The 22,437-nt window shown below is 69.5% G+C and carries 23 protein-coding genes and 1 riboswitch; of the genes, 11 read left to right on the top strand and 12 right to left on the bottom strand.

Annotated features, from left to right (window positions below; translation table 11 throughout):
* Together AB0H21_RS13310 and AB0H21_RS13305 are read right to left on the bottom strand one after the other, a co-directional pair.
* On the bottom strand, positions 1–1,188 hold the full coding sequence (locus AB0H21_RS13310) for an amino acid deaminase/aldolase (RefSeq protein WP_358515659.1): 1,188 nt from the start codon (positions 1,186–1,188) through the stop codon (positions 1–3).
* A gap of 112 nt (positions 1,189–1,300) precedes the next feature.
* A complete protein-coding gene (locus AB0H21_RS13305; protein ID WP_358515656.1) occupies positions 1,301–2,830 on the bottom strand; it encodes a hypothetical protein in 1,530 nt (509 codons plus the stop codon).
* A 179-nt stretch (positions 2,831–3,009) separates the two neighbouring features.
* Here AB0H21_RS13305 and AB0H21_RS13300 point away from each other — a divergent pair, with 179 nt between their 5' ends.
* The 5 genes from AB0H21_RS13300 (at position 3,010) to AB0H21_RS13280 (ending at position 7,589) form a co-directional block, all read left to right on the top strand.
* The gene (locus tag AB0H21_RS13300) at positions 3,010–3,693 is read left to right on the top strand and encodes a hypothetical protein (RefSeq protein ID WP_358515653.1); all 684 of its coding nucleotides are present in this window, start codon (positions 3,010–3,012) and stop codon (positions 3,691–3,693) included.
* Between the two features lie 438 nt (positions 3,694–4,131).
* Complete coding sequence (locus AB0H21_RS13295) at positions 4,132–4,938, top strand: helix-turn-helix transcriptional regulator (protein ID WP_358516543.1); 807 nt, start codon at positions 4,132–4,134, stop codon at positions 4,936–4,938.
* The gene (locus AB0H21_RS13290) at positions 4,928–5,125 is read left to right on the top strand and encodes a DUF397 domain-containing protein (protein ID WP_358515650.1); all 198 of its coding nucleotides are present in this window, start codon (positions 4,928–4,930) and stop codon (positions 5,123–5,125) included. Before AB0H21_RS13295 ends, AB0H21_RS13290 begins: the two co-directional genes overlap by 11 nt.
* Complete coding sequence (locus AB0H21_RS13285) at positions 5,115–5,357, top strand: DUF397 domain-containing protein (RefSeq protein WP_358515647.1); 243 nt, start codon at positions 5,115–5,117, stop codon at positions 5,355–5,357. The genes AB0H21_RS13290 and AB0H21_RS13285 overlap by 11 nt, the downstream gene beginning before the upstream one ends.
* Before the next feature lie 627 nt (positions 5,358–5,984).
* Positions 5,985–7,589 carry an integrase gene (locus AB0H21_RS13280; RefSeq protein ID WP_358515644.1) on the top strand — a complete coding sequence of 535 codons (1,605 nt, stop codon included), beginning with the start codon at positions 5,985–5,987 and terminating at the stop codon, positions 7,587–7,589.
* Here AB0H21_RS13280 and AB0H21_RS13275 read toward each other — a convergent pair.
* The 7 genes from AB0H21_RS13275 to AB0H21_RS13245 form a co-directional block, all read right to left on the bottom strand.
* Complete coding sequence (locus AB0H21_RS13275) at positions 7,576–8,952, bottom strand: L-serine ammonia-lyase (protein ID WP_358515642.1); 1,377 nt, start codon at positions 8,950–8,952, stop codon at positions 7,576–7,578. The two genes, AB0H21_RS13280 and AB0H21_RS13275, sit on opposite strands and share 14 nt — an antisense overlap.
* 142 nt (positions 8,953–9,094) lie before the next feature.
* Entirely contained in the window at positions 9,095–9,484 is a 390-nt protein-coding gene (gene gcvH, locus AB0H21_RS13270) for a glycine cleavage system protein GcvH (RefSeq protein WP_358515639.1), read from the bottom strand.
* Positions 9,481–10,572, bottom strand: a complete 1,092-nt coding sequence (gene gcvT / locus AB0H21_RS13265; protein WP_358515636.1) for a glycine cleavage system aminomethyltransferase GcvT — start codon at positions 10,570–10,572, stop codon at positions 9,481–9,483. Before gcvT ends, gcvH begins: the two co-directional genes overlap by 4 nt.
* Positions 10,573–10,706: 134 nt before the next feature.
* Positions 10,707–10,804: riboswitch (glycine riboswitch) on the bottom strand.
* A gap of 81 nt (positions 10,805–10,885) precedes the next feature.
* Positions 10,886–11,581, bottom strand: coding sequence for a gamma-glutamyl-gamma-aminobutyrate hydrolase family protein (locus AB0H21_RS13260; RefSeq protein ID WP_358515633.1), 696 nt, complete (start codon positions 11,579–11,581; stop codon positions 10,886–10,888).
* A gap of 9 nt (positions 11,582–11,590) precedes the next feature.
* Positions 11,591–12,355, bottom strand: coding sequence for a 3-oxoacyl-ACP reductase (locus AB0H21_RS13255; RefSeq protein ID WP_358515631.1), 765 nt, complete (start codon positions 12,353–12,355; stop codon positions 11,591–11,593).
* Between the two features lie 65 nt (positions 12,356–12,420).
* Complete coding sequence (locus AB0H21_RS13250) at positions 12,421–13,764, bottom strand: aldehyde dehydrogenase family protein (protein ID WP_358515628.1); 1,344 nt, start codon at positions 13,762–13,764, stop codon at positions 12,421–12,423.
* A 1-nt stretch (position 13,765) separates the two neighbouring features.
* Complete coding sequence (locus AB0H21_RS13245) at positions 13,766–15,112, bottom strand: glutamine synthetase family protein (RefSeq protein WP_358515625.1); 1,347 nt, start codon at positions 15,110–15,112, stop codon at positions 13,766–13,768.
* Between the two features lie 149 nt (positions 15,113–15,261).
* Between AB0H21_RS13245 and AB0H21_RS13240 the strand changes: the two genes are divergently transcribed.
* The 3 genes from AB0H21_RS13240 (at position 15,262) to AB0H21_RS13230 (ending at position 16,993) form a co-directional block, all read left to right on the top strand.
* Complete coding sequence (locus tag AB0H21_RS13240; protein WP_358515623.1) at positions 15,262–15,987, top strand: FCD domain-containing protein; 726 nt, start codon at positions 15,262–15,264, stop codon at positions 15,985–15,987.
* Between the two features lie 122 nt (positions 15,988–16,109).
* The gene (locus AB0H21_RS13235) at positions 16,110–16,907 is read left to right on the top strand and encodes a hypothetical protein (protein WP_358515621.1); all 798 of its coding nucleotides are present in this window, start codon (positions 16,110–16,112) and stop codon (positions 16,905–16,907) included.
* A complete protein-coding gene (locus AB0H21_RS13230; protein ID WP_358516565.1) occupies positions 16,868–16,993 on the top strand; it encodes a hypothetical protein in 126 nt (41 codons plus the stop codon). The genes AB0H21_RS13235 and AB0H21_RS13230 overlap by 40 nt, the downstream gene beginning before the upstream one ends.
* Positions 16,994–17,046: 53 nt before the next feature.
* Here the strand turns inward: AB0H21_RS13230 and AB0H21_RS13225 are convergent, their stop codons facing one another.
* Both AB0H21_RS13225 and AB0H21_RS13220 read right to left on the bottom strand, forming a co-directional pair.
* Positions 17,047–17,715, bottom strand: coding sequence for an alpha/beta hydrolase (locus tag AB0H21_RS13225; protein ID WP_358515618.1), 669 nt, complete (start codon positions 17,713–17,715; stop codon positions 17,047–17,049).
* A gap of 10 nt (positions 17,716–17,725) precedes the next feature.
* Positions 17,726–17,998 carry a hypothetical protein gene (locus tag AB0H21_RS13220; protein ID WP_358515616.1) on the bottom strand — a complete coding sequence of 91 codons (273 nt, stop codon included), beginning with the start codon at positions 17,996–17,998 and terminating at the stop codon, positions 17,726–17,728.
* 144 nt (positions 17,999–18,142) lie between these two features.
* Between AB0H21_RS13220 and AB0H21_RS13215 the strand changes: the two genes are divergently transcribed.
* The 3 genes from AB0H21_RS13215 (at position 18,143) to AB0H21_RS13205 (ending at position 20,519) form a co-directional block, all read left to right on the top strand.
* Positions 18,143–19,396 (top strand): MFS transporter, encoded by a 1,254-nt coding sequence (locus tag AB0H21_RS13215; RefSeq protein ID WP_358515613.1) that lies wholly within the window; start codon positions 18,143–18,145, stop codon positions 19,394–19,396.
* 2 nt (positions 19,397–19,398) lie between these two features.
* A complete protein-coding gene (locus AB0H21_RS13210; protein WP_358515610.1) occupies positions 19,399–20,133 on the top strand; it encodes a MerR family transcriptional regulator in 735 nt (244 codons plus the stop codon).
* A 179-nt stretch (positions 20,134–20,312) separates the two neighbouring features.
* Positions 20,313–20,519, top strand: a complete 207-nt coding sequence (locus tag AB0H21_RS13205; RefSeq protein WP_358515607.1) for a hypothetical protein — start codon at positions 20,313–20,315, stop codon at positions 20,517–20,519.
* A gap of 21 nt (positions 20,520–20,540) precedes the next feature.
* On the opposite strand, the gene AB0H21_RS13200 is transcribed toward AB0H21_RS13205, so the two are convergent.
* Positions 20,541–22,271, bottom strand: coding sequence for an ABC transporter ATP-binding protein (locus AB0H21_RS13200; RefSeq protein WP_358515604.1), 1,731 nt, complete (start codon positions 22,269–22,271; stop codon positions 20,541–20,543).
* Positions 22,272–22,437 lie beyond the last annotated feature (166 nt).

Here is a 22,437-nt window from a genome sequence, read left to right as displayed (position 1 = left end):
TCACAGGAACGTGCGGCCCTCGCCCCGGTACGTCGGCACCGTCTCGACGACGCGGTCGCCCTCGACCAGGTGCAGCGCGTCGAAGCGCTCGCACAGCTCGCCCGCCTTGGCGTGGCGGAACCACACGCGGTCGCCGATCCGCAGGTCGCGGGCCGCCCGCCCGAGCAGCGGCGTCTGCACCTCGCCCGCGCCCTCCCTGGCGTCGTAGCGCAGCCCGGCCGGCAGGTACGGCTGCGGCAGGCGGGACGCGCCGGGGGAGCCGGAGGCGTGGTAGCCGCCGCCGAGGACGGTGACGACGCCCGGCGCGGGCCTGCGGACCACCGGAAGCGCGAACAGCGCGGCCGGGCGTCCGGTGAAGCCGCGGTAGAAGTCGAACAGCCGCGGGTGGTACAGGCCCGACCCCGCCGCGATCTCGGTGACGGCCTTCTCCCGGGTCGTCTTCTCCAGCGAGCCGGTGCCGCCGCCGTTGACGAACTCCAGGTCGGCGATCTGCCGGACGGCCCGGACGACGCGGCCCCTGCGGACGGTCAGCTCGTGCTGGGACCATGCCTGCATCAGCCGCACCATCCGTCCGTACGGGCCGGGCACGCGGTCACCGACGCCTGCGATCTGCGCCTCGTACGCCATGAGGCCGGCCAGCCGGAACCCCGGGCGCTTGGCGGTCGCGGCGGCCAGGTCGGCGGCCTGGCCGGGCTCTCTGACCGGTGAGCGCAGGACGCCCGCCCGGAATCGGCCGCCGAGTGCGTGGAACCCCGCATCGATGTCCAGACATATCCGGATTTCGTGGCGCGTGCGGACGCTGTCCACCGCCGCGTCGATGAAGTCCAGGTGCTCCACGCGGTCGATCATCACCGTGATCTCGGCGGCGGCCCGCGCGTCGCCCGCCAGTTCGGCCAGCGCCTTCCGGTCGGCGGTCGGGTAGGCCACCAGGATGTCGGTGAACCCCTCCGCGGCCAGCCACAGGGCCTCGGGCAGCGTGAAGGCCATGACGCCCGCGTAGCCGTCCATGTCCAGGACGTGCCGCAGGACGGCCCGGCAGCGGATCGACTTGCTCGCCAGGCGGATCGGCTTCCCGCCCGCCCGGCGGGCCATGGCGGCGGCGTTCGCCCGCAGGGCGTCCATGTCCAGGATCGCGAACGGGGGCTCCAGATCGGCGGTGGCGCGATCGTAACGCCGGCGTTCGTCCATGACCGGAGTCTAGGCAGGCCGGATTAGGTGAGCCCAGGTCATGTTATGAGGTTGTCACACCTCCGCATGATCCCCGACACCCGGCTGTCCGCGGGCGACCCAGCGTACCCGCTCACAGCTCCGCGCGCGGCTCGGCATCGCCGCCACGCCGCCGGTGCCGGGCCCGCGGGGACGTGGCCGGGCTCGCCTCGCCGGGCGTGCGACGGGCGAAGGCGAGGCCCGCGGCGAGGCAGGCCACCGGCAGGACCGGCACGACGTAGCGGTGGTCGAACGCGGCGATCAGCGGCGGGAGCACGAGCAGCGACACCGCGACCGCCCAGGGCAGCAGCACCGGACCGCCCAGCCGCCGCCACCGGACGACCACCCCGGCCAGGCCCGCCAGCAGGATCAGCGCCAGCAGCGGCCCCCGGACGTAGCCCTGCTGTTGGTAGGCGCGCAGCCATCCGGCGTAGGGCTCGGCCGCGACGGTGTCCGCGCTGTGGCCCTGGTAGGCGGTCGTGAGCTGGGGCGCGGTGCGGCCGGAGGACGCGATCTTGTCCGTGAACGGCTTCACGGAGTCGGGGAAGACGTACGCGCTCTGCGGGCCGGGCGTCGGATACATCCGGCGTGTCCATTCGAAGCTCCACAAGGCGTCCCGGACGCCGGTGAGCAGGAAATCGAACGGCTGCGCCAGGATAGCGTCCTTCGAGAACGCCCCCGCGAGCCGCTCGCGGTCGGCGTCCTTCTTCACCTTGGCGAGCGGCGAGCCGCCGTCCCAGATGTAGACCGGGGGAGCCGGACGCGCGGACACCGGCTCCGCCGGGCAGAGGATCTTCTCCTCGCCGGCCGGCCTGATCTTCGCGCAGTCCGCGAAGCTCATCGTGCGCGCCCACAGCCACACGTTGCTCTGGCCGAGACCGTAGCTCCCGTACGTGCCGTGGAACCAGACGGCGTACCCGCCGATGCCCACGGCGGCGGCCAGCGCGGTCGCAAGCACGGCCCGCAGCCCCGCGCGCGCGATCACCATGGCCACGAGCACGACGACCAGGACGGGCAGCCCCACCGTCCGGGTGAGCGTGGCGGCCATGAGGAGCAGGCCCGCGCCGACGGCCGTCCAGACCGTCGGCCTCGGCCTCCACAGCAGGACGGTCACCGCCGCCGTCACCAGGAACGTGAACAGCAGGTCGGCCATCACCAGATGTTCGAGCTGCACCATGTGCACGTCGAACAGCACCGGGACGGCGGCGAGCGTCGCCCCCCAGCCGGGGAGCCGGGCCCGGCGGCGCAGCAGCGCGTACACGCAGACCGCCATGGCCAGGCCGAGCAGGTGCTGGACCACGATGACGGCGGTGAAGTCGTGAAACGGGCGGAGCGCCCACAGGAAGAGCGAATAGCCGGACGGCCGTGACTCCAGCGGCCGCGGGTCGAGCGCCGCGTTGACGTACACGAACGAGTCGGCCCAGAACCACAGCGCCGGCCGGTACCCGAGCACGGCGACCAGCCTCAGCGCCGCCCCGGCGATCACCGCGAGCAGGAACACCCAGTGCGCGCGGGCGAACGTACCGAAGCCCCCGCGTGCCCGCCCGGACGACGGCTCCGCCGGAGCGCCGGTCTCCACCTCAGCCGACGACCCGGCCGCACGGGAAGCCGCACCCGACAACACCGCGAACCTCCTCGGGGGGACAACGGGCTCTACATGCTAGCCCGCCCCGCCACGAGGCACGGCGGCCCGTGAGTCTCCAGAGCGGGGAACTCGATTGACATCGGCGTTCTTAAGGGAGAGCATTGCTCTCAAAGAGGAGCGTCGAACTTGATTGCTCCCCGTTTCGATGGGAACCACTCATGAACACCGCCACCCCCGCCGCCCCCCGCGTCCGCTTCGGAGCCGCCGCCCTCGTGGTGGCCGGTGCCCTGTTCTTTCTGTATCCGGTCGTTCGTCCCTACTCGGATGAGTCATCCGTGTCCGGGGCCGAGGCGATCGGCTCCTCGGCCTGGGTCGCGTCCCACCTGTTCGCCATGATCGGCTTCATCCTGCTCACGCTTGGACTGCTGGGCGTCCACCTCGTGCTCGGCCACCGCCGCAGCCTGCACGCCCTCGTGGTGACGATGATCGGCACCGGCCTCACCCTGCCGTACTACGGCGCCGAGGACTTCGGCCTGTACGTGATCGCCCGGCGGGTCGTCGCGCAGGGCGACCTGTCGTTGATGGCACTGGTCGAGGAGTTCCGGTTCCAGCCCGTGGCGGTCACCATGTTCGGCGCCGGGCTCGTGCTCCTCGGCGTGGGCGTCGTGATGGCCGCCGTCGCCGTCTGGCGCTCGGGCGTCCTGGCCCGCTGGAGCGCCGTCCCGCTTGCCGCCGCCTTCGCCCTGTTCCTCCCGCAGTTCTTCGGCACGGGCACCCTCCGCATCGCCCACGGCGTACTCACCGCGCTCGGCGCGCTCTGGCTCGGCGTGGAACTGTGGCGCACCCGCGCCGTCGCGGCACCGGCCCCCGCGGACGTGCCGGCCGCCGTCGGACGTTGGTGAGCACCCGGCCGCGTACCGCGGCGCGTCCACGAATGACTTTCGTGGCGAAGGCCAACGGCTCTCGACGACCTCCGCCGACTAATTCCACGGACGCAAAAACGGCGCCGACGGGCGCCGAAAACGAAATAGCCAAAGGCCCTCGGCGGAACCCCGCCGAGGGCCGACGTGTTTCTACGACTTTCCCGCCGTCGTCTTCTGTCGATTGATGGTCGCTCCCTCCTGCACCGCCCTTCCTTCTTTTGCGCCCGGACGAAGAATTCGCCGAAGACTTCCGAACTTCGCCCTGCAAGCGTGCCAAAGCGTGGCTACGATCAGTGGCGAATTGAAAGCAGTCTGTGCTCACAGCTCCAGTGAACGAATCCGTTAGGTGCGCGAAGCGATCTCATTAAAACGATCACACATGGATGGGTAGGTGCACTTTTGTCCCCCGACAAAGAGATGGACCCGCACGAGTCCCCACGAGCCCTTTTCGCCTTCGAGCTACGCCGCCACCGTCAGGCGGCCAACATGAGCCAACGGCAACTGGCCAGGCGGCTCGGCTACTCAGACTCCATGATCAACATGATCGAGAGAGCCAAACGGCCCCCGTCGAAGCAGTTCGCGGAGCTCTGCGACAAGGCCTTCTCCCTGGAAGGCACCATGCTCAGGCTGTACATGGCCACAACCTGGCACAAGGCCCCCGAGTACCTCCGCCCCTGGCTGGAGGAAGAAGAGGACGCCACGAGCCTTCGGACGTGGCAGCCCTTGGTCGTTCCCGGGCTGCTGCAGACTCAGGCATACGCACGGGAGATTCTCTCGACCTGGCCCGGCATCTCCAACGAGGAGGTCGAGGAACGAGTCGCGAATCGGATGCAGCGGCAGGCGATCCTGCATCGTGATCAGGCTCCCGCGCTCAATGTGGTCATCGACGAGGATGTGATCCGCGACCACATCGGCAGTGCGGAGATCATGCGTGAGCAGCTAAGCCACCTGCTGGAGATCGCCCAACATCCCCAGGTGACGATCCAGCTCGTGCCCTACGCTGCTCGGCCTCACTGTGGGCTCATGGGCGGGTTCATCATCGCTGAACGGAACGGGTCCTGTTACGCCGCGTACGCGGATGCCCAACCCGTCGGGCGTACGTTCGACGACCGAGCCCTGATCGCCGACTTGATCCGGAAGTATGACGCAATCAGGGCCGAAGCCGTACCGTTCAAGCAGTCACTCCGACTCATAGAGGAAGCGGTGAACCGAATTGGCGCCTGACCTTCGGGACGCACAGTGGCGTAAGAGCAGCTTCAGCGGTGACGCGGGCGAGTGCGTCGAGGTGGCCTCGAACATCCCCGGCCTCATCGCCGTAAGGGACAGCAAGGCCCCAACCAGCCCGGCCCTGACCCTCACTCCCGGCGAGTGGACCACATTCCTGCGCGGCCTCCAAGCTGATGAGATCTGATCTCATAGGACTCATCGAGGAAGTGGTGATCCGAATGGCGCCTGACCTTCGGGGTGCGCACTGGTGCACGAGCAGCTACAGCAGTGACTCCGGCCAGTGCGTCGAGGTGGCTTCGAACATCCCCGGCCTCATCGCCGTAAGGGACAGCAAGATCCCGACCGCCCCGCCCCTGACCTTCTCTCCTGTCGAATGGTCTGCATTCCTGCGCGGCATAAGGCAAGCCGAGATCTGACGCCGTCGACTGCAGGTCGTTCGCGATCCAACTCGTAAACCCGTCCTTGGGGAGCCCAGCCGGCTGCGTGGGTCCCCCAAGGTACGCCACAGCCTGGCCAGGCAAATGCGGACGTCTCCGGGGAGACAGAAGAAAGGGACGATGGCCATCGATCAAATGGCGGTCATCCCTCGGTGCGTGTAAAGGATACCGTACGGCGATCATAGGGAACTGGAATTTGTCGGCGGTAGGTGCGGTCTGATATAGCACAATCCAGTGCAAGTTCGTCCTGCTAGCCATGCAAGTCCAGCGCTAGACGCCAGTTAGGCGGCGGAGCAGAAATAATTGTGGTCGCGGTGAGTGTCCCCACCTGTGCAGCTTCGTCATGGTCGATCCAGGTGAGCCCACCCGATCAAGTGCTCCGTCGATGGCGGGAGGGCGGATGCTTGTGGCCTGCCTGGTCGAGAGGGGCGCCGCATAATAAAAGCCGCATAATAAAAAAGGGGCAGCGGCCATGGCTGGCGGGTGCCCCTCTAAGTCTGCTCAACAGGTTAGCACGTGTCACAGGGATCGGCTACGGTACTCACCGTGTTGAGTTCGTCACCCCCTGGAACCAATGAGCCTTACGCGCGCCATGCTCTGGCACGCATGATCGACTTCTTCAAGGACGATGGCACGCCTTGGGCCCGCAGACTTTGGGATGTTGGGTCGTTGCTGGCACTGGAAGAACTATGGGAAGTGGGGACATGGCAGGCCCAAGGCGTTCTCTCCCCGGCCTCCTGCGACTGGCAGCGCGCTGAACTGCGCGCGCTCATCGGTCCAGACCGAGGTCTGGGCGAGCGTGATCTGCGGAAGGAGATCACCGACCTGCTCAGCGTGCCGCTTCCTGATCCGAGCCCGGCCCGACGGCGGTTGCGTGAGATCATCGAACACGCTCGCTGGGGCTACCTGGAGCGGTGGGCCGAGGCCGCCGTCCTACCTGGCCGGCCTGGACCGGAGCGATTTTCCCGCACGGTGGCCGCGCACCTGCTGGATCTTGGATACAGCACGCGTCACCTACTGGCGTGGGCCACTGGGCTTTACAACAACCATGTGGACACCCGTGAGATCGCTGACAGTGCGGCAGAGCTTGCACGAGCGCATCCGAGGCCGTTTGTCGTGCTCATCGCCCTATCTGGGGTCCCGCACCGTGAACTCGCCGAACCCCTGGTCAACTGGATGTCCAAAGGTGACGTGATCGCTTGGTTGCGCGAACACGGGTACGACGCCTCTGGTATGCGGCCTGGGGGAGGCTTTCTTTATCGCCTCACTGCGCTGGATGCATACGGGGCGGCCGCACAGGCTCGGCAAAAGGTCGAACGAATGGTTGCTCGTTCATTGTTCTTGCGCCGACATCGGGGTGGGATCATCCCACACCCATACATATGGGTCGCCGGGCATCCCGTTCCGATCCGCTTCGACCCTCCTGCGCGCAGCGCCGACCTTCTGACTCTCGTCAATGAAGGTCACTTGTACCAGGTTGAGGGCGTGCGCAGCCGCATCGACGATGTCCTCGAATTGGCGGCACCGGTCAACCAGGGGCCGCTCGGGCCTGCGGTGGCCGGAGCCTGGGCCGCCATCGAGGCGTTACTCACTCATCCTGACGACCCGAAAGAGATGGAGCGATCCGGCAAGGCCGTCGCCGCCGACCGTCTCGCGGCGATCATCGCGTGCTCCTGGCCAAGGGCTGAACTCACCGCGCTGGCTCACCACCACAAGCCGCCCAAGCCAGATGATCTTGCTGAGCGCATCGCCGCCTGTACGAGAAACCGAGAGCGCGCTCGGTGCGTGGCCGAAGCCTTGGTCGCGTCGGATGTTACGGTTCTGGACTTCTCGGGTGCTCGAACCAAGCACAGTGACAGTCCGGCCGCTACGCGAATGGCAGCCTTGCTCGCGGACCCCCGTCGTGTGCTGGGCGAGGTCATGGGGACCTACCGCATCGCTCTGCGTCGGCTGTACCGTACCCGCAACATCGTCCTGCATGGCGGGGCGATACAGGGAGTCGCCCTGCAGGCCTCACTCCGCACTGCCGCGCCTCTGGTCGGCGCGGGGCTTGACCGTATTGTCCACGCCAATCAAGCCGAGGGGCTTGCCCCCCTCGATCTCGCGGCTCGTGCGGAGGTCGCCTTGCGGCTTGTGGGGGGTGAGACCGGGCTGTCTGTCGTCGATCTTCTTGAGCCGGTTCTTGAGGGGGGACAGGTCAGCATTCGATGACGTTGACCGCGAGGCCGCCGCGGCTGGTTTCCTTGTATTTGTCGAGCATGTCGCGGCCGGTGTCGCGCATTGTCTTGATGGCCTTGTCCAGGCTGACGAAGTGGCGGCCGTCGCCGCGCATGGCGATTCGGGCGGCGGTGATGGCCTTGATGGAGGCGACCGCGTTGCGCTCGATGCAGGGAATCTGCACCAGGCCGCCGATGGGGTCGCAGGTGAGGCCGAGGTTGTGTTCGATGCCGATCTCGGCGGCGTTCTCGACCTGCTCGGGCGTGCCGCCGAGGGCCTCGGTCAGGCCGGCGGCGGCCATGGAGCACGCCGAGCCGACCTCCCCCTGGCAGCCGACCTCGGCGCCGGAGATCGAGGCGTTCTCCTTGAACAGGACGCCGATGGCCCCGGCGGTGAGGAGAAAGCGGATCACGCCGTCCTCGTCGGCGCCCGGGACGAACCGGTCGTAGTACGTCAGCACGGCGGGGATGATGCCGGCGGCGCCGTTGGTCGGGGCGGTGACGATGCGGCCTCCGGCGGCGTTCTCCTCGTTGACGGCGAGGGCGAACAGTGTGACCCAGTCCATGGTCTGGAGGGGGTCCTTCTCGGGGCTTTCGCTCTGGAGTCGCCGCAGCATCTGATTGGCCCGCCGCTTGACCTTAAGGCCGCCCGGCAGCACGCCCTCCTTGGTGGTGCCGCGCCGCACGCACTCGGACATGACCCGCCACAGGTTGAGCAGCCCCGCCCGGATCTCGGCCTCCGTACGGCCGAACGCCTTCTCGTTCTCCATCATCAGCCCGGAGATGGACAGCCCGCTCTCGGCGCACTGCTTCAGCAGCTCGGCCGCGGTGAGGAACGGGTAGGGGAGCTCGGTGTCGTCCGGTTTGATGCGGTCGGCGCCGGTGGCGTTCTCGTCGACGACGAACCCGCCGCCCACCGAGTAGTAGATCTTCTCGCGCAGCGTCTCGCCCTCGGGGGAGAAGGCGGTGAAGCGCATGCCGTTCGGGTGGTGGGGCAGCGAGATCTTGCGTTCGAACACGCAGTGCTCGCCGACGACGAAGGGGATCTCCTGGGCGCCGAACAGCCGCAGGGTGCCGGAGGCGCGCATCCGGGCGAGGCGTTCGTCGACGGTGTCGACGTCCACGAGCTCGGGCTTCTCGCCGGACAGGCCGAGCAGGACCGCCTTGTCGCTGCCGTGGCCCTTGCCGGTCAGGCCGAGCGAGCCGTACAGGATGACCTTGACGCGCGCGGTCTTCTCCAGCAGACCGTCCCGCTGAAGGCCGCGGGCGAACTTGTGGGCGGCGGCCATCGGGCCGCCGGTGTGCGAGCTCGACGGGCCTATGCCGATCTTGAACAGGTCGAAGACGCTGATCGCCATTGATCTTCCGCCCTTCGGAACGTGTGCGGTGAAGTTCGGATGAGGTGAAGGAGGGGAAGGGCGCTCCGGCGAGCGGTGGCTCGCCGGAGCCGGGGCCGGAGCCCGCACGACCGGGGTACGGGTACGGCAGGGGAGAGGAGCGTCAGGACTCGGCCGTGGTGACGGTCGTGTACTCCTCGGCGGTGAGCAGCTCCTCCGGGGCGCCTTCGATGCGCACGCGGAACAGCCAGCCCTCGCCGTACGGGTCGGAGTTGACGAGGGACGGGTCGTCCACGACGGTCTGGTTGACCTCGACGATCTCGCCGCTGACCGGCGCGTAGATGTCGCTGACCGACTTGGTCGACTCGACCTCGCCGACGGCGTCGCCCGCCTCGATCGTCGCGCCCGCTTCGGGGAGCTGGACGTAGACGACGTCACCCAGCGACTCGGCGGCGTACGCCGTGATGCCCACGGTCACGGTGAGGCCGTCGTCCAGACCGGCGACCCACTCGTGCTCCTTGGTGTAGCTGAGCTCCTCGGGAATGCTGCTCACTTGCTCCTCCGGTAAAAAGGCAGGTCAACCACGTCGACCGGTTCATGGCTACCACGGATGTCGACCGCGAGCCCCTCGGACACGTTGGTGTCCACGTAGGCCATCGCGATCGGCTTGCCGAGGGACTGCGAGGGCGCGCCGCTGGTGACCTCTCCAACGACGGTGCCGTCCGTCAGCAGCACCACGGGATATCCGTGGCGCGGCACTCGGCGGCCCCGCGCGACGAGCCCGGTGAGGCGGCGGCGCGGCGGGATGTCCTTCAGCGGCGACAGGGCCGCGCGGCCGACGAAGTCGCCGGGCTTGTCGAACCTCACGACGCGGCCGAGGCCCGCGTCGAAGGGGGTGAGCCCGGCGTTCAGCTCGTTGCCGTACAGCGGCATGCCGGCTTCGAGCCGGAGCGTGTCCCGGGCGGACAGGCCGGCGGGGCGCAGCCCGTACGCGTCGCCCGCCTTGGTGAGTTCCTGCCAGAGGGGGACGGCGTCGGCGGCGGCGACGAAGAGCTCGAAGCCGTCCTCGCCGGTGTAGCCGGTGCGGGCGATCAGGGCCTCGGCGCCGGCGACCGTGCCGGGCAGGCCCGCGTAGTACTTCAGCGAGGGGAGGTCGGCGTCGGTGAGCGTGGCGAGGATCTCCTGGGCGCGGGGGCCCTGGACGGCGATCAGCGCGTACTGGTCGGAGCGGTCGTCGACCTCGGTGTCGAAGTCCGTGGAGCGCTCGGTCAGCTCGGCGGCGACGCGCGCGTAGTTGGAGGCGTTGGCGACGACCATGAACTCCTCGCCCGCCAGGCGGTAGACGATCAGGTCGTCCAGGACGCCGCCGTCGGGGGCACAGATCATGGTGTACCGGGCGCGGCCGGGTTCCAGCGCGGACAGATTGCCGACCAGCGCGTGGTCCAGCGCCTCGCCCGCCTGCGGGCCCGTGACGAAGATCTCGCCCATGTGGGAGAGGTCGAAGAGGCCGGCGGCCGTGCGCACCGCGTTGTGTTCGGCGGATTCGCTGCCGTAGCGCAACGGCATCAGCCAGCCGGCGAAGTCGGTGAGCGTCGCGCCGAGGGTCGCGTGCACCTCGCGGAGCGGTGTGGGTCTGGACATGATGCGCACCTCAGACAGGGTTGGATGAGAGCATCCTCCCCCTCTGTCATCGGTGCCTGAGAGTTTCGCCCGGGTTTTGCCGGACTTTCACCTTCGGCGAGGCCCCCGGAGGAGGCCTGCTTTCCAGAGATCACCTTGCCCGCGCGGTCCTTTGCCTTGTGAGGTTCGCGGGGAGGACTTGCTCCTTCAGGGGTCCTGACCGGATGTCAGGACTCTCTCCCGCACGGGATCATCGGTGTTCTCGCCCACCCTACCAATGCCTGCCCTCCTGTCCATGCCCAGCGGCGGCCACTCCCTCCCCGGTCAGGGTGGGCTAGGTGGCGGCGGCGGTGATGAGGGCGTGGAAGAGGGTGTTGTCATCGCCGGTCTCCGGGTGCCATTGGACGGCGAGCGTGAACGGGTGGCCGGGGAGTTCGACGGCCTCGACGGTGCCGTCCTCGGCGGTGGCGGTGACGATCAGGCCCTCGCCGAGGCGGGCTGCCGCCTGGTGGTGGTAGTGGGCGGTGTCGACGGGGCCGGTGCCGAGGATCTCGGCGAGCCTGGTGCCCGGCTCCGGGCGTACGGGCATCTGGCCGTAGCGGCCGGGGACGGGGGCGTGGGCGCTGTGGCCGGTCACGTGGGGCAGGTGCTGGTGGAGGGCGCCGCCGAGGTGGACGTTCAGGACCTGGAGGCCCCGGCAGATGCCCAGGAACGGCAGTTCGGCCTTCAGAGCGGCACCGACCAGCCCAAACTCAGCCTCATCCCGAAATTTCCGGACGTAGCCGGTGTGTTCCGCCGGTTCCTCCCCGTACCGCCCCGGATCGACGTCCCCGCCGCCCGCCACGATCAGCCCGTCGAGCAGCTCGACCAGCGGCGCCGGGTCGCCCGCCGGGGGCAGCAGCACCGGCTGGCCCCCGGCCCGGACGACCTGGTCGACGTAGTCGTACGGCAGCAGCGCCGCCCGCGTCTCCCACACGGTGAACGCGGCCGGCTCGACGTAACAGGTGATCCCGATGACGGGCCGTGACATCGCGAAGCCCTACAGCGGGGTGACGTAGGCGCCGGAGATGCCGCCGTCCACCAGGAACTCGGCGCCGGTGATGAAGCTCGCGTCGTCCGAGGCCAGGAACGCCACGGCGGCGGCGATCTCGGACGCCTCGGCGAACCGCCCGAGCGGGATGTGCACGAGGCGCCGCTGGGCACGCTCGGGGTCCTTGGCGAACAGCTCCTGGAGCAGCGGGGTGTTGACCGGCCCCGGGCACAGCGCGTTGACCCGGATGCCCTCGCGGGCGAACTGGACGCCCAGCTCGCGCGACATGGCGAGCACGCCGCCCTTGGACGCGGTGTAGGAGATCTGGGACGTCGCCGAGCCCATGACCGCCACGAACGACGCGGTGTTGATGATCGAGCCCTTGCCCTGCCGCCGCATGTACGGGATCGCGTGCTTGCAGCACAGGTACACGCTGGTCAGGTTGACGTCCTGGACGCGGCGCCACGCGTCGATGCCGGTCGTCAGGATCGAGTCGTCGTCGGGCGGGGAGATGCCCGCGTTGTTGAACGCGATGTCCACGCTGCCGTAGGTCTCGAAGGCCGTCTCGAACATGCGGCTGACGTCATCCTCGCTGGTGACGTCGCACCGGACGAACAGGCCGCCCACCTCGTCGGCCGCCTTGGCGCCGGCCACCTCGTCGACGTCGGCGCAGACGACCTTCGCGCCCTCCTCGGCGAAGCGGCGGGCGGTGGCGAGGCCGATGCCGCCGGCCGCTCCCGTGATCACGGCGACGCGGTCACGCAGACGTTGCATGGTGAATATCTCCTCGGTGCCTGGAAAATCGGTGGTGCTCGCCCGCGATCGGTGGATCAGTGGGCTCAGTGGGCTATGAAGACGTTCTTGGTCTCGGTGAACGCGGCCAGCGCGTCGGGGCCGAGCTCGCGGCCGAGGCCCGACTGCTTGAAGCCGCCGAACGGCGTCCAGTACCGCACGGAGGAGTGGGAGTTCACCGACAGGTTGCCCGCCTCGATCGCGCGGGCCACGCGCAGCGCCCGCCCGACGTCCCGCGTCCAGATCGACCCGGACAGGCCGTACACGGTGTCGTTGGCGATGCGCACGGCGTCGGCCTCGTCGTCGAACGGGACGACGCTGACGACCGGCCCGAAGATCTCCTCGGTGAACGCGCGCTCGTCCAGCGACTCGTGGGTGAGCACGGTCGGCGGGAACCAGAAACCCTTGCCCGCAGGGCGGGTCCCCTGGAAGCGCGGTGTGCCGGTGACGAACGACGCCACGCGCGCGCGGTGCTCGGCGCTGATCAGCGGCCCGAGGTCGGTGCCGGGGTCGAGCGGGTCGCCGACGGTGAGGGACGTGACGGCCGCGCCGAGCCGGTCGAGGAACTCGTCCAGGACCGGGCGCTGCACGAGGATGCGCGAGCGGGCGCAGCAGTCCTGGCCGCTGTTGTCGAAGACGGCTCCGGGCGCGGTGGCGGCGGCCCGTTCGATGTCGGCGTCGGCGAAGACGACGTTGGCGTTCTTGCCGCCTAGCTCCAGGGTGAGCCGCTTGACGGTCCGCGCGGCGCTCGCGGCGATGATCCTGCCGACCTCGGTCGATCCGGTGAACACGATCTTGTTCACGCCGGGATGCTCGGCCAGGCGGGCCCCCGCGACCTCCCCTGCTCCAGGCAGAACCTGGAGCACCCCCTCGGGGAGGCCGGCTTCGAGGGCCAGATCGGCGAGCCTCAAAGCCGTCAGCGGAGTCCACTCGGCGGGCTTCACGATGACCGTGTTGCCGGCCGCGAGCGCGGGGGCGACCCCCCACGTCATGATCACCATCGGGAAGTTCCAGGGCACGATGACCCCGACGACGCCGAGCGGCTCGGCGAACGTGATGTCCACCCCGCCGGGCACCGGGATCTGCTTGCCGTGGTTGCGCTCGGGCGCGCCCGCGTAGAAGTGCAGCACGTCGCGGACGTTGCCCGCCTCCCAGCGGGCGTTGCCGATCGGGTGCCCGGAGTTGGCCAGCTCCAGGCGGGCCAGCTCCTCGCCGTGGGCGTCCACGAGGTCGGCGAAGCGCCGCAGCAGCCGGGCGCGGTCCCCGGGCGCGACGTCGCGCCAGGCCGGGAACGCCGCGCGCGCCCGCTCCACCGCGCGGTCGATCTCGGCGGCGTCCGCGAGCTCGACGTCGGCGAGGACTTCCTCGGTGGCAGGGTTGACGATCTTCATTTCACATCCGCTCGAATCCCCGGAACAGTTCCCAGTCGGTGACGGCCGCGTCGAAGGCGGCCAGTTCGACGCGGGCGTTGTTCGCGTAGTGCTCGACGACCTCCTCGCCGAGCGCGGCCTTGGCGATCTTCGAAGACTCCCACAGGGCGAGGGCGTCGCGAAGCGTCGTGGGCACGGTGTCGGCGCCCGCCGTGTAGGCGTTCCCGCCGTACGCCTCTTCCAGCGGCAGCCCGTTGTCGATGCCGTGCAACCCGGCCGCGACCAGCGCCGATACCGCCAGGTAGGGGTTGACGTCGCCGCCCGGCACGCGGTTCTCCACGCGCAGCGAGGGGCCGTGCCCGACCAGGCGCAGGGCGCAGGTGCGGTTGTCCACGCCCCACTTGACCGCCGTCGGGGCGAAGCTGCCGGGAACGTACCGCTTGTATGAGTTGATGTTGGGCGCGTAGAGCAGCGTGAACTCGCGCAGCGCGGCGAGCTGGCCCGCGATGAAGTGCTCGCCGATCGTGGACAGGCCGTGCGCGCCGCCGCCCGCCATGACCGGCGCGCCCTCGGCGGTCCGCAGCGAGATGTGGATGTGGCAGGAGTTGCCCTCGCGGTGGTTCGGCTTGGCCATGAAGGTGAGCGACATGCCGTCCTGGGCCGCGATCTCCTTGGCGCCGTTCTTGTAGATCGAGTGGTTGTCGCAGGTGGCGAGGGCCTCGTCGAACCGGAAGGCGATCTCGTGCTGGCCGAAGTTGCACTCGCCCTTGGCGGACTCGACGTACATGCCCGCGCCCTCCATGCCGAGCCGGATGCGGCGCAGCAGCGGCTCGACCCGGGCGCCGCCGAGCAGCGAGTAGTCCACGTTGTACTGGTTGGCCGGGGTGAGGTCGCGGTACGCCTTCGACCAGGCGCTCTCGTAGGTGTCGGTGTAGACGACGAACTCCAGCTCGGTGCCGACGTACGCCTTCCAGCCGCGCTCGGCCAGCCGCGCGAGCTGGGCGCGCAGGATCTGGCGCGGCGAGGCGACGACGTCGGTGCCGTCCTCCCAGAGGACGTCCGCCATCAGCAGGACCGTGCCCTCCTGCCAGGGCACCCGGCGCAGGGTGGACAGGTCCGGCTTCATCACGAAGTCGCCGTAGCCGCGTTCCCATGACGACATGCCGTAGCCGCCCACGGTGTTCATGTCGACGTCCACGGCGAGCAGGTAGTTACAGCCCTCGGCGGCGTGCTCCAGCACCTCCTCCAGGAAGTACCGCGCGGACAGCCGCTTGCCCTGGAGGCGTCCCTGCATGTCGACGATGGCCAGGAGCACCGTGTCCACCCGGCCGGCGGAGACGTCCTCGCGCAGTTGGTCGACGGTGAGCACCGCGCCCTCCAAAAGTCTGGAAACAGACCATTGGAGGCATGCAAGCACCAGCGGCGGCCCCGCGTCAACGGTTTCGGCGACCCGAGGCTTCAATTGGACTAATCTCGACCCATTGAAGGGGGAACAGCATCGGGAACAGGGAGGTCGTGATGGGGGAGCCGCAGCTCGTCGCGCTCCTTCGTCCCGTCCGGGCGGGCAACGCGTTCGAGGAGACCGTCGAGCGACTGCTCCAGGCGATCAAGCTCGGCGTGGTCCCCTCCGGCGACAAGCTTCCCCCCGAGCGGGAGCTGGCCGTCCAGCTCGGCATCAGCCGCGTCACGCTGCGCGAGGCGATTCGCTCCCTCCAGGAGGCCGGGTACCTGGACGTGCGGCGCGGCCGCTACGGCGGGGCGTTCGTCGTCTACGAGCCCCCGCTCGCCGGCGGCCACGGCGACCTGCGCCGCGCCGTCAACGCGATGGGCCCGTACGAGCTGGAGGACGCGCTGATCTTCCGCATGGCCGTCGAGTGCGGCGCCGCGCAGGTCCTGGCGACCTCAATCCTCACCGACGAGCAGCGGGCCACGTTGAGACGGCGGCTCGCGGACGTCAACGACGCCGCGCCCGCCGACTACCGGCGCCTGGACACGGCCTTCCACCTGTCGATCGCCGAGCTGACCGGGTCGGCGCTGCTGGCGGCGGCGTGCGCGGACGCGCGGCTGCGGGTGACCGACCTGCTCAACGCCATCCCGGTGCTCGGGCCGAACATCGACCACGCCGCCGCGCAGCACGCCGCCATCGTCGCCGCGATCCTCGCCGGGAACCCGGAGGCCGCGCGCAGGGCCGTCACCGAGCACCTGGACGGGACGGCGGCGCTGCTGCGGGCGTTCCTGGCCTGACATTCCACGCGTTCCTGGAGCCCGGCCTCCGGGATGCGACGTTCCGTACGGAAACGATCGGCGCCCGCGAAACGCGGGGATCACCCGAATGGGGGCCGTAGCATCGGTAATGGGGGGTGATCGTGGGAATCTGGTTCCAGGAACGGATCATCGACACAGGGCGGCTGCCGCTCTTCTGCTTCCTGGTGGCGCTGATCGTCACGTTCCTGTTCACGCGCGTGAACGTCCGGCTCATCCGCGCGAAGGTGGGCTGGTTCCGCAACGTCAGCGTGGGCGACGTCCACGTCCACCACGTCGTGTTCGGCGTCGTGCTGATGATCCTCGGCGGGGTCGCCGGGCTGGTCGTCGCCGGCTACTCCCCGGGCTGGTACGCGCTGACGGCGGCCGTCTTCGGGGTCGGCGCAGCCCTCGTCCTGGACGAGTTCGCGCTGATCCTGCACCTGCGCGACGTCTACTGGACGGAGGAAGGGCGCACCTCGGTCGACGCCGTCTTCGTCGCCGTCGCCGTGACGGTGCTCCTACTGCTCGGCATGCGACCCCTCGGCTGGGAGGAGCCCGACCCGTCCCCCGCCGGCAGGTGGACGGCCGTCCTGTTCCTCGTCGGCAACCTCGTGCTCGCCGTCGTCACCCTCATAAAAGGCAAGATCTGGACCGGCCTCGCGGGCTTGTTCGTGCCGATCCTCCTGATCGTCGGCGCGGTACGGCTGGCGCGTCCCGGCTCGCCGTGGGCGCGCTGGCTCTTCGCCCCCGGCTCGCGTCGGCCGAGCCCGTCCAAGATGGCCAAGGCCGTCCACCGGGAGAACCGCTGGCGCAGGCCGGTGATCAAGGTCAAGATCGCCGTGCAGGAGTTCGTGTCCGGCCGCCACGACCTGCCCTCGGCTTGGAACACCGGCGAGCACTCGACCACACGCCGCCGCTGACCTGCGGTAAGGCCCGGCTCCTGCCGATCGAGGACCAGATCGAGCAGACCGCCTGCGAGATCCGCGCGAAGTACGTCCGCTCCTGACCGACCCCTCACGCCCCCAACTGCGCCTGACGTCCGTCTCGCGACCACGGGCGTCAGGAGACGGCGGGGTCCCGTGCCGCGGTCAGGGCCGGGACGGAGAGGAAGGCCGCGATCACCTGGCGGACGTCGTCCCGCTCCAGGTCGAGGTCGTGGTCGCCGCTCCTGAGGTACGTCGTGACGGGGTGGCCGGAGGCCAGGAGGGCGCCCGCCAGGTCCAGCGCCTGGGTCGGGGGGACGGTCGTGTCGTCGGCGCCGTGGAGGAGCAGCACCGGCACGCCGTTGCCCACGTGGTTGGCGGGGGTCGCGTCGGCGGTCACGTCGTCCAGCGGGGTGGGGACGTGGCCGAGCAGGCGCGACCACGGGCTGCCCGCGGCGCGGGACTCGGGCCAGTCGGCGGCGAGCGGGTCCACCGGCGGGCTGACGGCGATGACGCCGGCCACGTCGTCGGGGGCGTCGATGCCGCGCAACCCGAGCTGGAGGGCCAGGTGGCCGCCCGAGGACCTGCCGCCCACCAGCAGCGGCGCGTCCGGCCGCTCGGCGCGGGCCGCGCGGGCGGCCTCCCGGACATCGTCCAGTTGCGCGGGCCAGATGGCCTCGTCGCTCAGCCGGTGCGTGGCCGTCACCACGTGGAGCCCCTGGGCGGACAGGATCTCGCGCGACCGCTCGCTCGCGTGCCGCCGCATCCACGCGCCCCCGTGGATCCAGATCAGCGTTGGCCTCATGCCCGTGATCTTACGGGCGCCCGGCGGATCTCCCCACTTCGCCGACGTCGCAGGGGCGGCGGGCGTCAGAAGGCCCCGCCCAGGCTGCGTGGACGGTCGCCAGGCGGTCGAGACGGGAGGAGAGCCTGACGAGCAGCAGGCCGACGGCGGTGAGGGTCGCGGCCATGCCGAGATCCCCGAGCGGCCCGCCGATTCCCGGCGCCGCGGAGCCTCCGATGCCGGGCGGACCGGACGAAGCCCCGCCCGGCGACCGCGCGTCGTCCCCGCCGCTCGTGGCGGCCACGTCCCCGGACCCGGACCCGGACCCGGACCTGGACGTGCCAGACCCGGACGCCTCGCCGTGGTCGGAATCGCTTTACTCGTGTTCACTGGGTGCTTTCGGCTTCTGACTTGACTGTGCCGTGGCGGCATAGTTTGTGATCGGTTCATGAGTCGAAGTACATGGGTTTATCTGGGGTCGTACAGTCTGTCGCTGTTGGGGAATGGGATCGCGTCGGTGTTGTTCCCGTTGCTGGTGCTCGCGAAGACCGGTGACATCCTCGCCGCCGGAGTTCTTGCCTCGGTGACTGCTGCGGTTGCGGCGGTTGTGGGGGTGCTGGCGGGGGTGGTCGTTGATCGGGTGAACCGGCGGACGGTGTCGATTGTCAGCGATGTGTTGTCCGCGGCGTCGGTTGCCGCGGTCCCGGTTGTGGATGCGTTGTGGGGGTTGAGCCTGACGTGGTTCATCGTGCTGGGTGTGATCGGCTCGTTCGGAGACATGCCGGGGATGACGGCGCGGGAGACGCTGCTTCCCCGCCTCGTCCAACTCGACGGTGGTAAGCCGGGCGCACTGGACCGGCTGGTGGGTGTCCGCGAGTCGCTGTCGGGCGCGCTGATGCTGATCGGGCCTGGCCTGGGTGGGTTGCTGGTGTGGCTGGTCGGTGTGAGTTCTGCCGCGTTGTTCATCACCGCCGGAATGAGTCTTGCCGCGGCGTTGCTGTCGTCCGCGATGTCGTCCCGCGCGGGAGAGATCACCGCGACCGATGCGCGCACCGCGGAGGCCGGTGTTCGCGGGGTGTTCGCTGACCTGGCGACCGGGTGGCGGTTCCTGCTCTGGCACAGGTTGGTGCTGGGTGCGAGCCTGCTGTCGGCGGTGTTCGTCGCGGTGATCGCGGCGTTGCAGGCGACGATCATGCCCGCCTACTTCACGAGCGAGAACCTGCCCGAGCTCAGTGGGTTCGCCGCGACCGGTATCGCGCTCGGTGGCCTTCTCAGCGCGGGCGTGTATGCGGCGACTGCGGGGAAGGTGTCGCGCCGTGCCTGGTTCGTGATCGGGATGGTTGGCATTGGCATCGGGTTCACTGTGATCGGCGTGATGGCAGCGCCCTGGATGGTGCTGGCGGCTGCCGTGTTCATCGGTCTGACCAGCGGCCCCATGTCTGCGGTGCTGGGGGTGGCGACCATCGAGGCGACTCCGGATCAGATGCGCGGACGTGTGCTCGGTGCACAGAACGCTCTCATGCTTGCGGCACCCGCCCTCACCTCGGCTCCCATCGCTGCAATCGCTTCCGGGTTCGGGCTCGTGACGGCGGGCATCGGGATCGTGGCCGTGATCGTGGTGACCGTCGTCATCGCGCTGTGCGCCCCCGCGTTCCGGTCGTTGGACACAATTGATGTAGCAGTGGAAGCGAAGGAGGGCTGATCGTGGCGTGGAGTACCAGGCAACTTGCGGTCCTCGCTGGCGTCACGCTACGCTCGATCCGTCACTGGCATGACATCGGGCTCCTGCCCGAACCTGAACGGCTCGCGAATGGGTACAAGCAGTACACCGCCCGCCACCTCGTACTCGCGCTGCGCATCGCCCGCCTCACTGGCCTCGGGTTCACCCTCGACGACGTCGCTCGGATGCTTGATTCCGAAGAGGATGGTCAGGAATCCCTGCGCGGATTACGCGCGGAACTCGACACCAGAATCGCCGACCTTGAGCGCATCCGATCCGAGGTCGATGAGCTGATCAGTCTCGGGGTCTCACCCGATCTGTCGCCCGAAGCGCTGCTGGCCATGGAGGCACTCGGAGGCGATCCCGCCTCGCGCAACGTCGCAATCGTTCTTACTCACCTGATGCCGAAGGAAGACACGCTCACTTTCGTCAAAGCCCTGAAAAATGCACCCGAGGAACTCCTCCACGTCAACACCGCGCTCCAGGAACTACCCGCCGACGCCTCTGAAGACGAGATCGACTCTCTTGTTGACCGTGCGACCGCCACGATCCGCGCGTTCCTCTCCACCCACTACAAGGCGTTCCCAGACTTCCCCGACAGCCCTAGTGAGCAGATGAACACCGACTCGCTGACAGTCCTCGTAACGGAGGGCATGAATCCCGCACAGCGGCGCACCATGCGGCTCATCGGCGAACACCTCGCCCACAGCGCCGAGTGAGACATCATGTCCGGTCCCGCCACGGTGGCGGCACCGCACGATCTGGGGTTTCTCGGGATCGGCGGTGACGGTGCCGCCGATCCGGCGGGACCGCGAGACCTGGGGAAACGTTCACCGGGCGTGAACTGCGGTGGTGCCGATTCGGCCCCACCGTCCCATCAGGGAAGAACGTTCTCGCGGTGTACCAGATTCTGGTGCGCCTACGGCGGTGCCGAATCGACATCGCCGTGCAGTTCCCTGCGGTGGTGGCAAATTGCCCCGCCCTTGGTCCGGCCGGGATCCTCATCCCCTATCCGGGGCCGCCGGGGCACCGGATAGGTCCGAAAGGGAAAAGCCGGCCGACGATCTTCGCCGGCCATGCCCGCGACGAGGGAATCGCCCCCTGAGCAGGGGCGGGATGGCGAGCCTCAGCCGGGAAGGGCCTCGGTGCTCGCCACGAACTGGGTGGTGGCGAGCTCGCGGTACAGGTCGTCCCGCGTGAGCAGCTCGCGGTGGGTGCCCACGGCGCGGACCCGGCCGCCCTCCAGGACGACGATGCGGTCCGCCGACGTCACCGTGGACAGCCGGTGGGCGATCACCAGCACCGTGGTCGTGCCCGCGACCTCGTTGATCACGTCGCGTAGCCGCATCTCGTTGACGGCGTCGAGCTGGGACGTCGCCTCGTCCAGCAGGAGCAGCCTCGGCCTGCGCAGCAGCGCGCGGGCGATGGCCACGCGCTGGCGCTCCCCGCCGGACAGCATCTGCCCCCGGTGGCCGACCGCCGTCTCCAGGCCCTCGGGCAGCCTGCGCACGAGGTCCTCCAGCCGCGTGCGCCGGACGACCTCGGCCACCTCCTCCTCGGTGGCCTCGGGCGCGGCGAACACGATGTTCTGCCGCAGGCTTCCGGACAACACCGGCGCGTCCTGCTCGACGTACCCCAGGGAGGAGCGCCACGCGCCGAGGGGCAGGTCGCGGATGTCGCGCCCGTCGGTCACGATGCTCCCGGCCGTCGGCTCGTAGAACCGCTCCAGCAACGCGAAGATCGTCGATTTGCCGGCGCCCGACGGCCCGACCAGCGCGGTCATGCCCCCGGCGGGGATCTCGAAGGTCACCCCGCGCAGGGCCTGCGGGCGGTCGTCGCCGTACCGGAAGTCCACGCCGGCCAGTGTCACGCCCGCGGGGCCGGATCCGATCGGGATCGGCGCCTCGGCCGGGCCGGACGGCTCGGCGGGCAGATCCTCGACCTCGCGCAGCCGGGGGATCACCGCCAGCCCGGACTGGAGCTGCACCGCCGCCTGGACGAGCTCGGCGATCGGCGAGGTCAGATAGAAGAGGTACAACAGGAACGCGATCAGCGAGGAGACCTCCAGCAGGCCGTTCGACACGCGGACGCCGCCGGCGCCAAGTACGGCCAGGAAGGCGAGCTGGACGGCGAGCCACGTCGTGGTGCCGGCGGCCGCGCTCCAGCCCGCCGCGCTGAGCCCGCGCCGCCAGGCCGTCGTGGCGGCGTCCTCCACGGTGGCCGTCTCGCGCTCCTCCGCGCCGGACGCCTTGACCGTGCGGAACGCCTGGAGCGAGCGGTCGAGCGCCGAGCCCACCTCGCCGAGCGCGACCTGCGCGGCGTTGGTGGCGCGGCGGATGTGCGGCAGCAGGAAGATGTTGACGCCTCCGACGACCGCCAGGACGGCGAGCGTGACCAGCAGCAGGAAGCCGTCCATGACCGCCATGAGCGTGATGCACCCGGCGAGCGTGAACACCGCCGTCACGCCGTTGGTCAGGCCCGACGTGCACACCGCGCGCAGCAGGGTCGTGTCGGCGGTGACGCGGGACTGCAGGTCGCCCGGTTCCAGCCGGTCCACGTCGGGCACGCGCAGCCGCAGCATGCGCCGGATCAGTCGCAGCCGCGCGCTCAGCACCACGCTCTCGGCTGTGCGTTCCAGCACGTACCCGCCCAGCGCGGAGATGCCGGCGCCGAGGACGACGAGCGCGCTGAGCATGATGACCGGGCCGGCGAGTGAAACGTTCTGGCCGAACGCGTCGATCACGTTCTTGGCGACGAGCGGCGTGGCGAGCCCGGCGGCACTGCCCAGCAGGCCGAGCACGCCGCCGAGGACGAGCGTCCGCGTGAAGGGACGAACGTGGGAGAGAAGCAACCGCACGGAACCGGGCTGGGACAAGGGGGATTTCACGATCAGTCGAACGCGAGACGCGTAGTGTCGCGTTCCCGTGGCGGGTTGCGTCCTCGTTGCTTTCGCTGAATATCCGCATATATCGGGCTTAACGCCCCATGATCGCACGGCCAGGACGAGATTCGCGGCACCCATG

The sequence above is a fragment of the Sphaerisporangium sp. NPDC051011 genome (assembly GCF_040653595.1).
GTDB lineage: Bacteria > Actinomycetota > Actinomycetes > Streptosporangiales > Streptosporangiaceae > Sphaerisporangium.
This window is presented reverse-complemented; position numbering and strand designations above follow the sequence as displayed.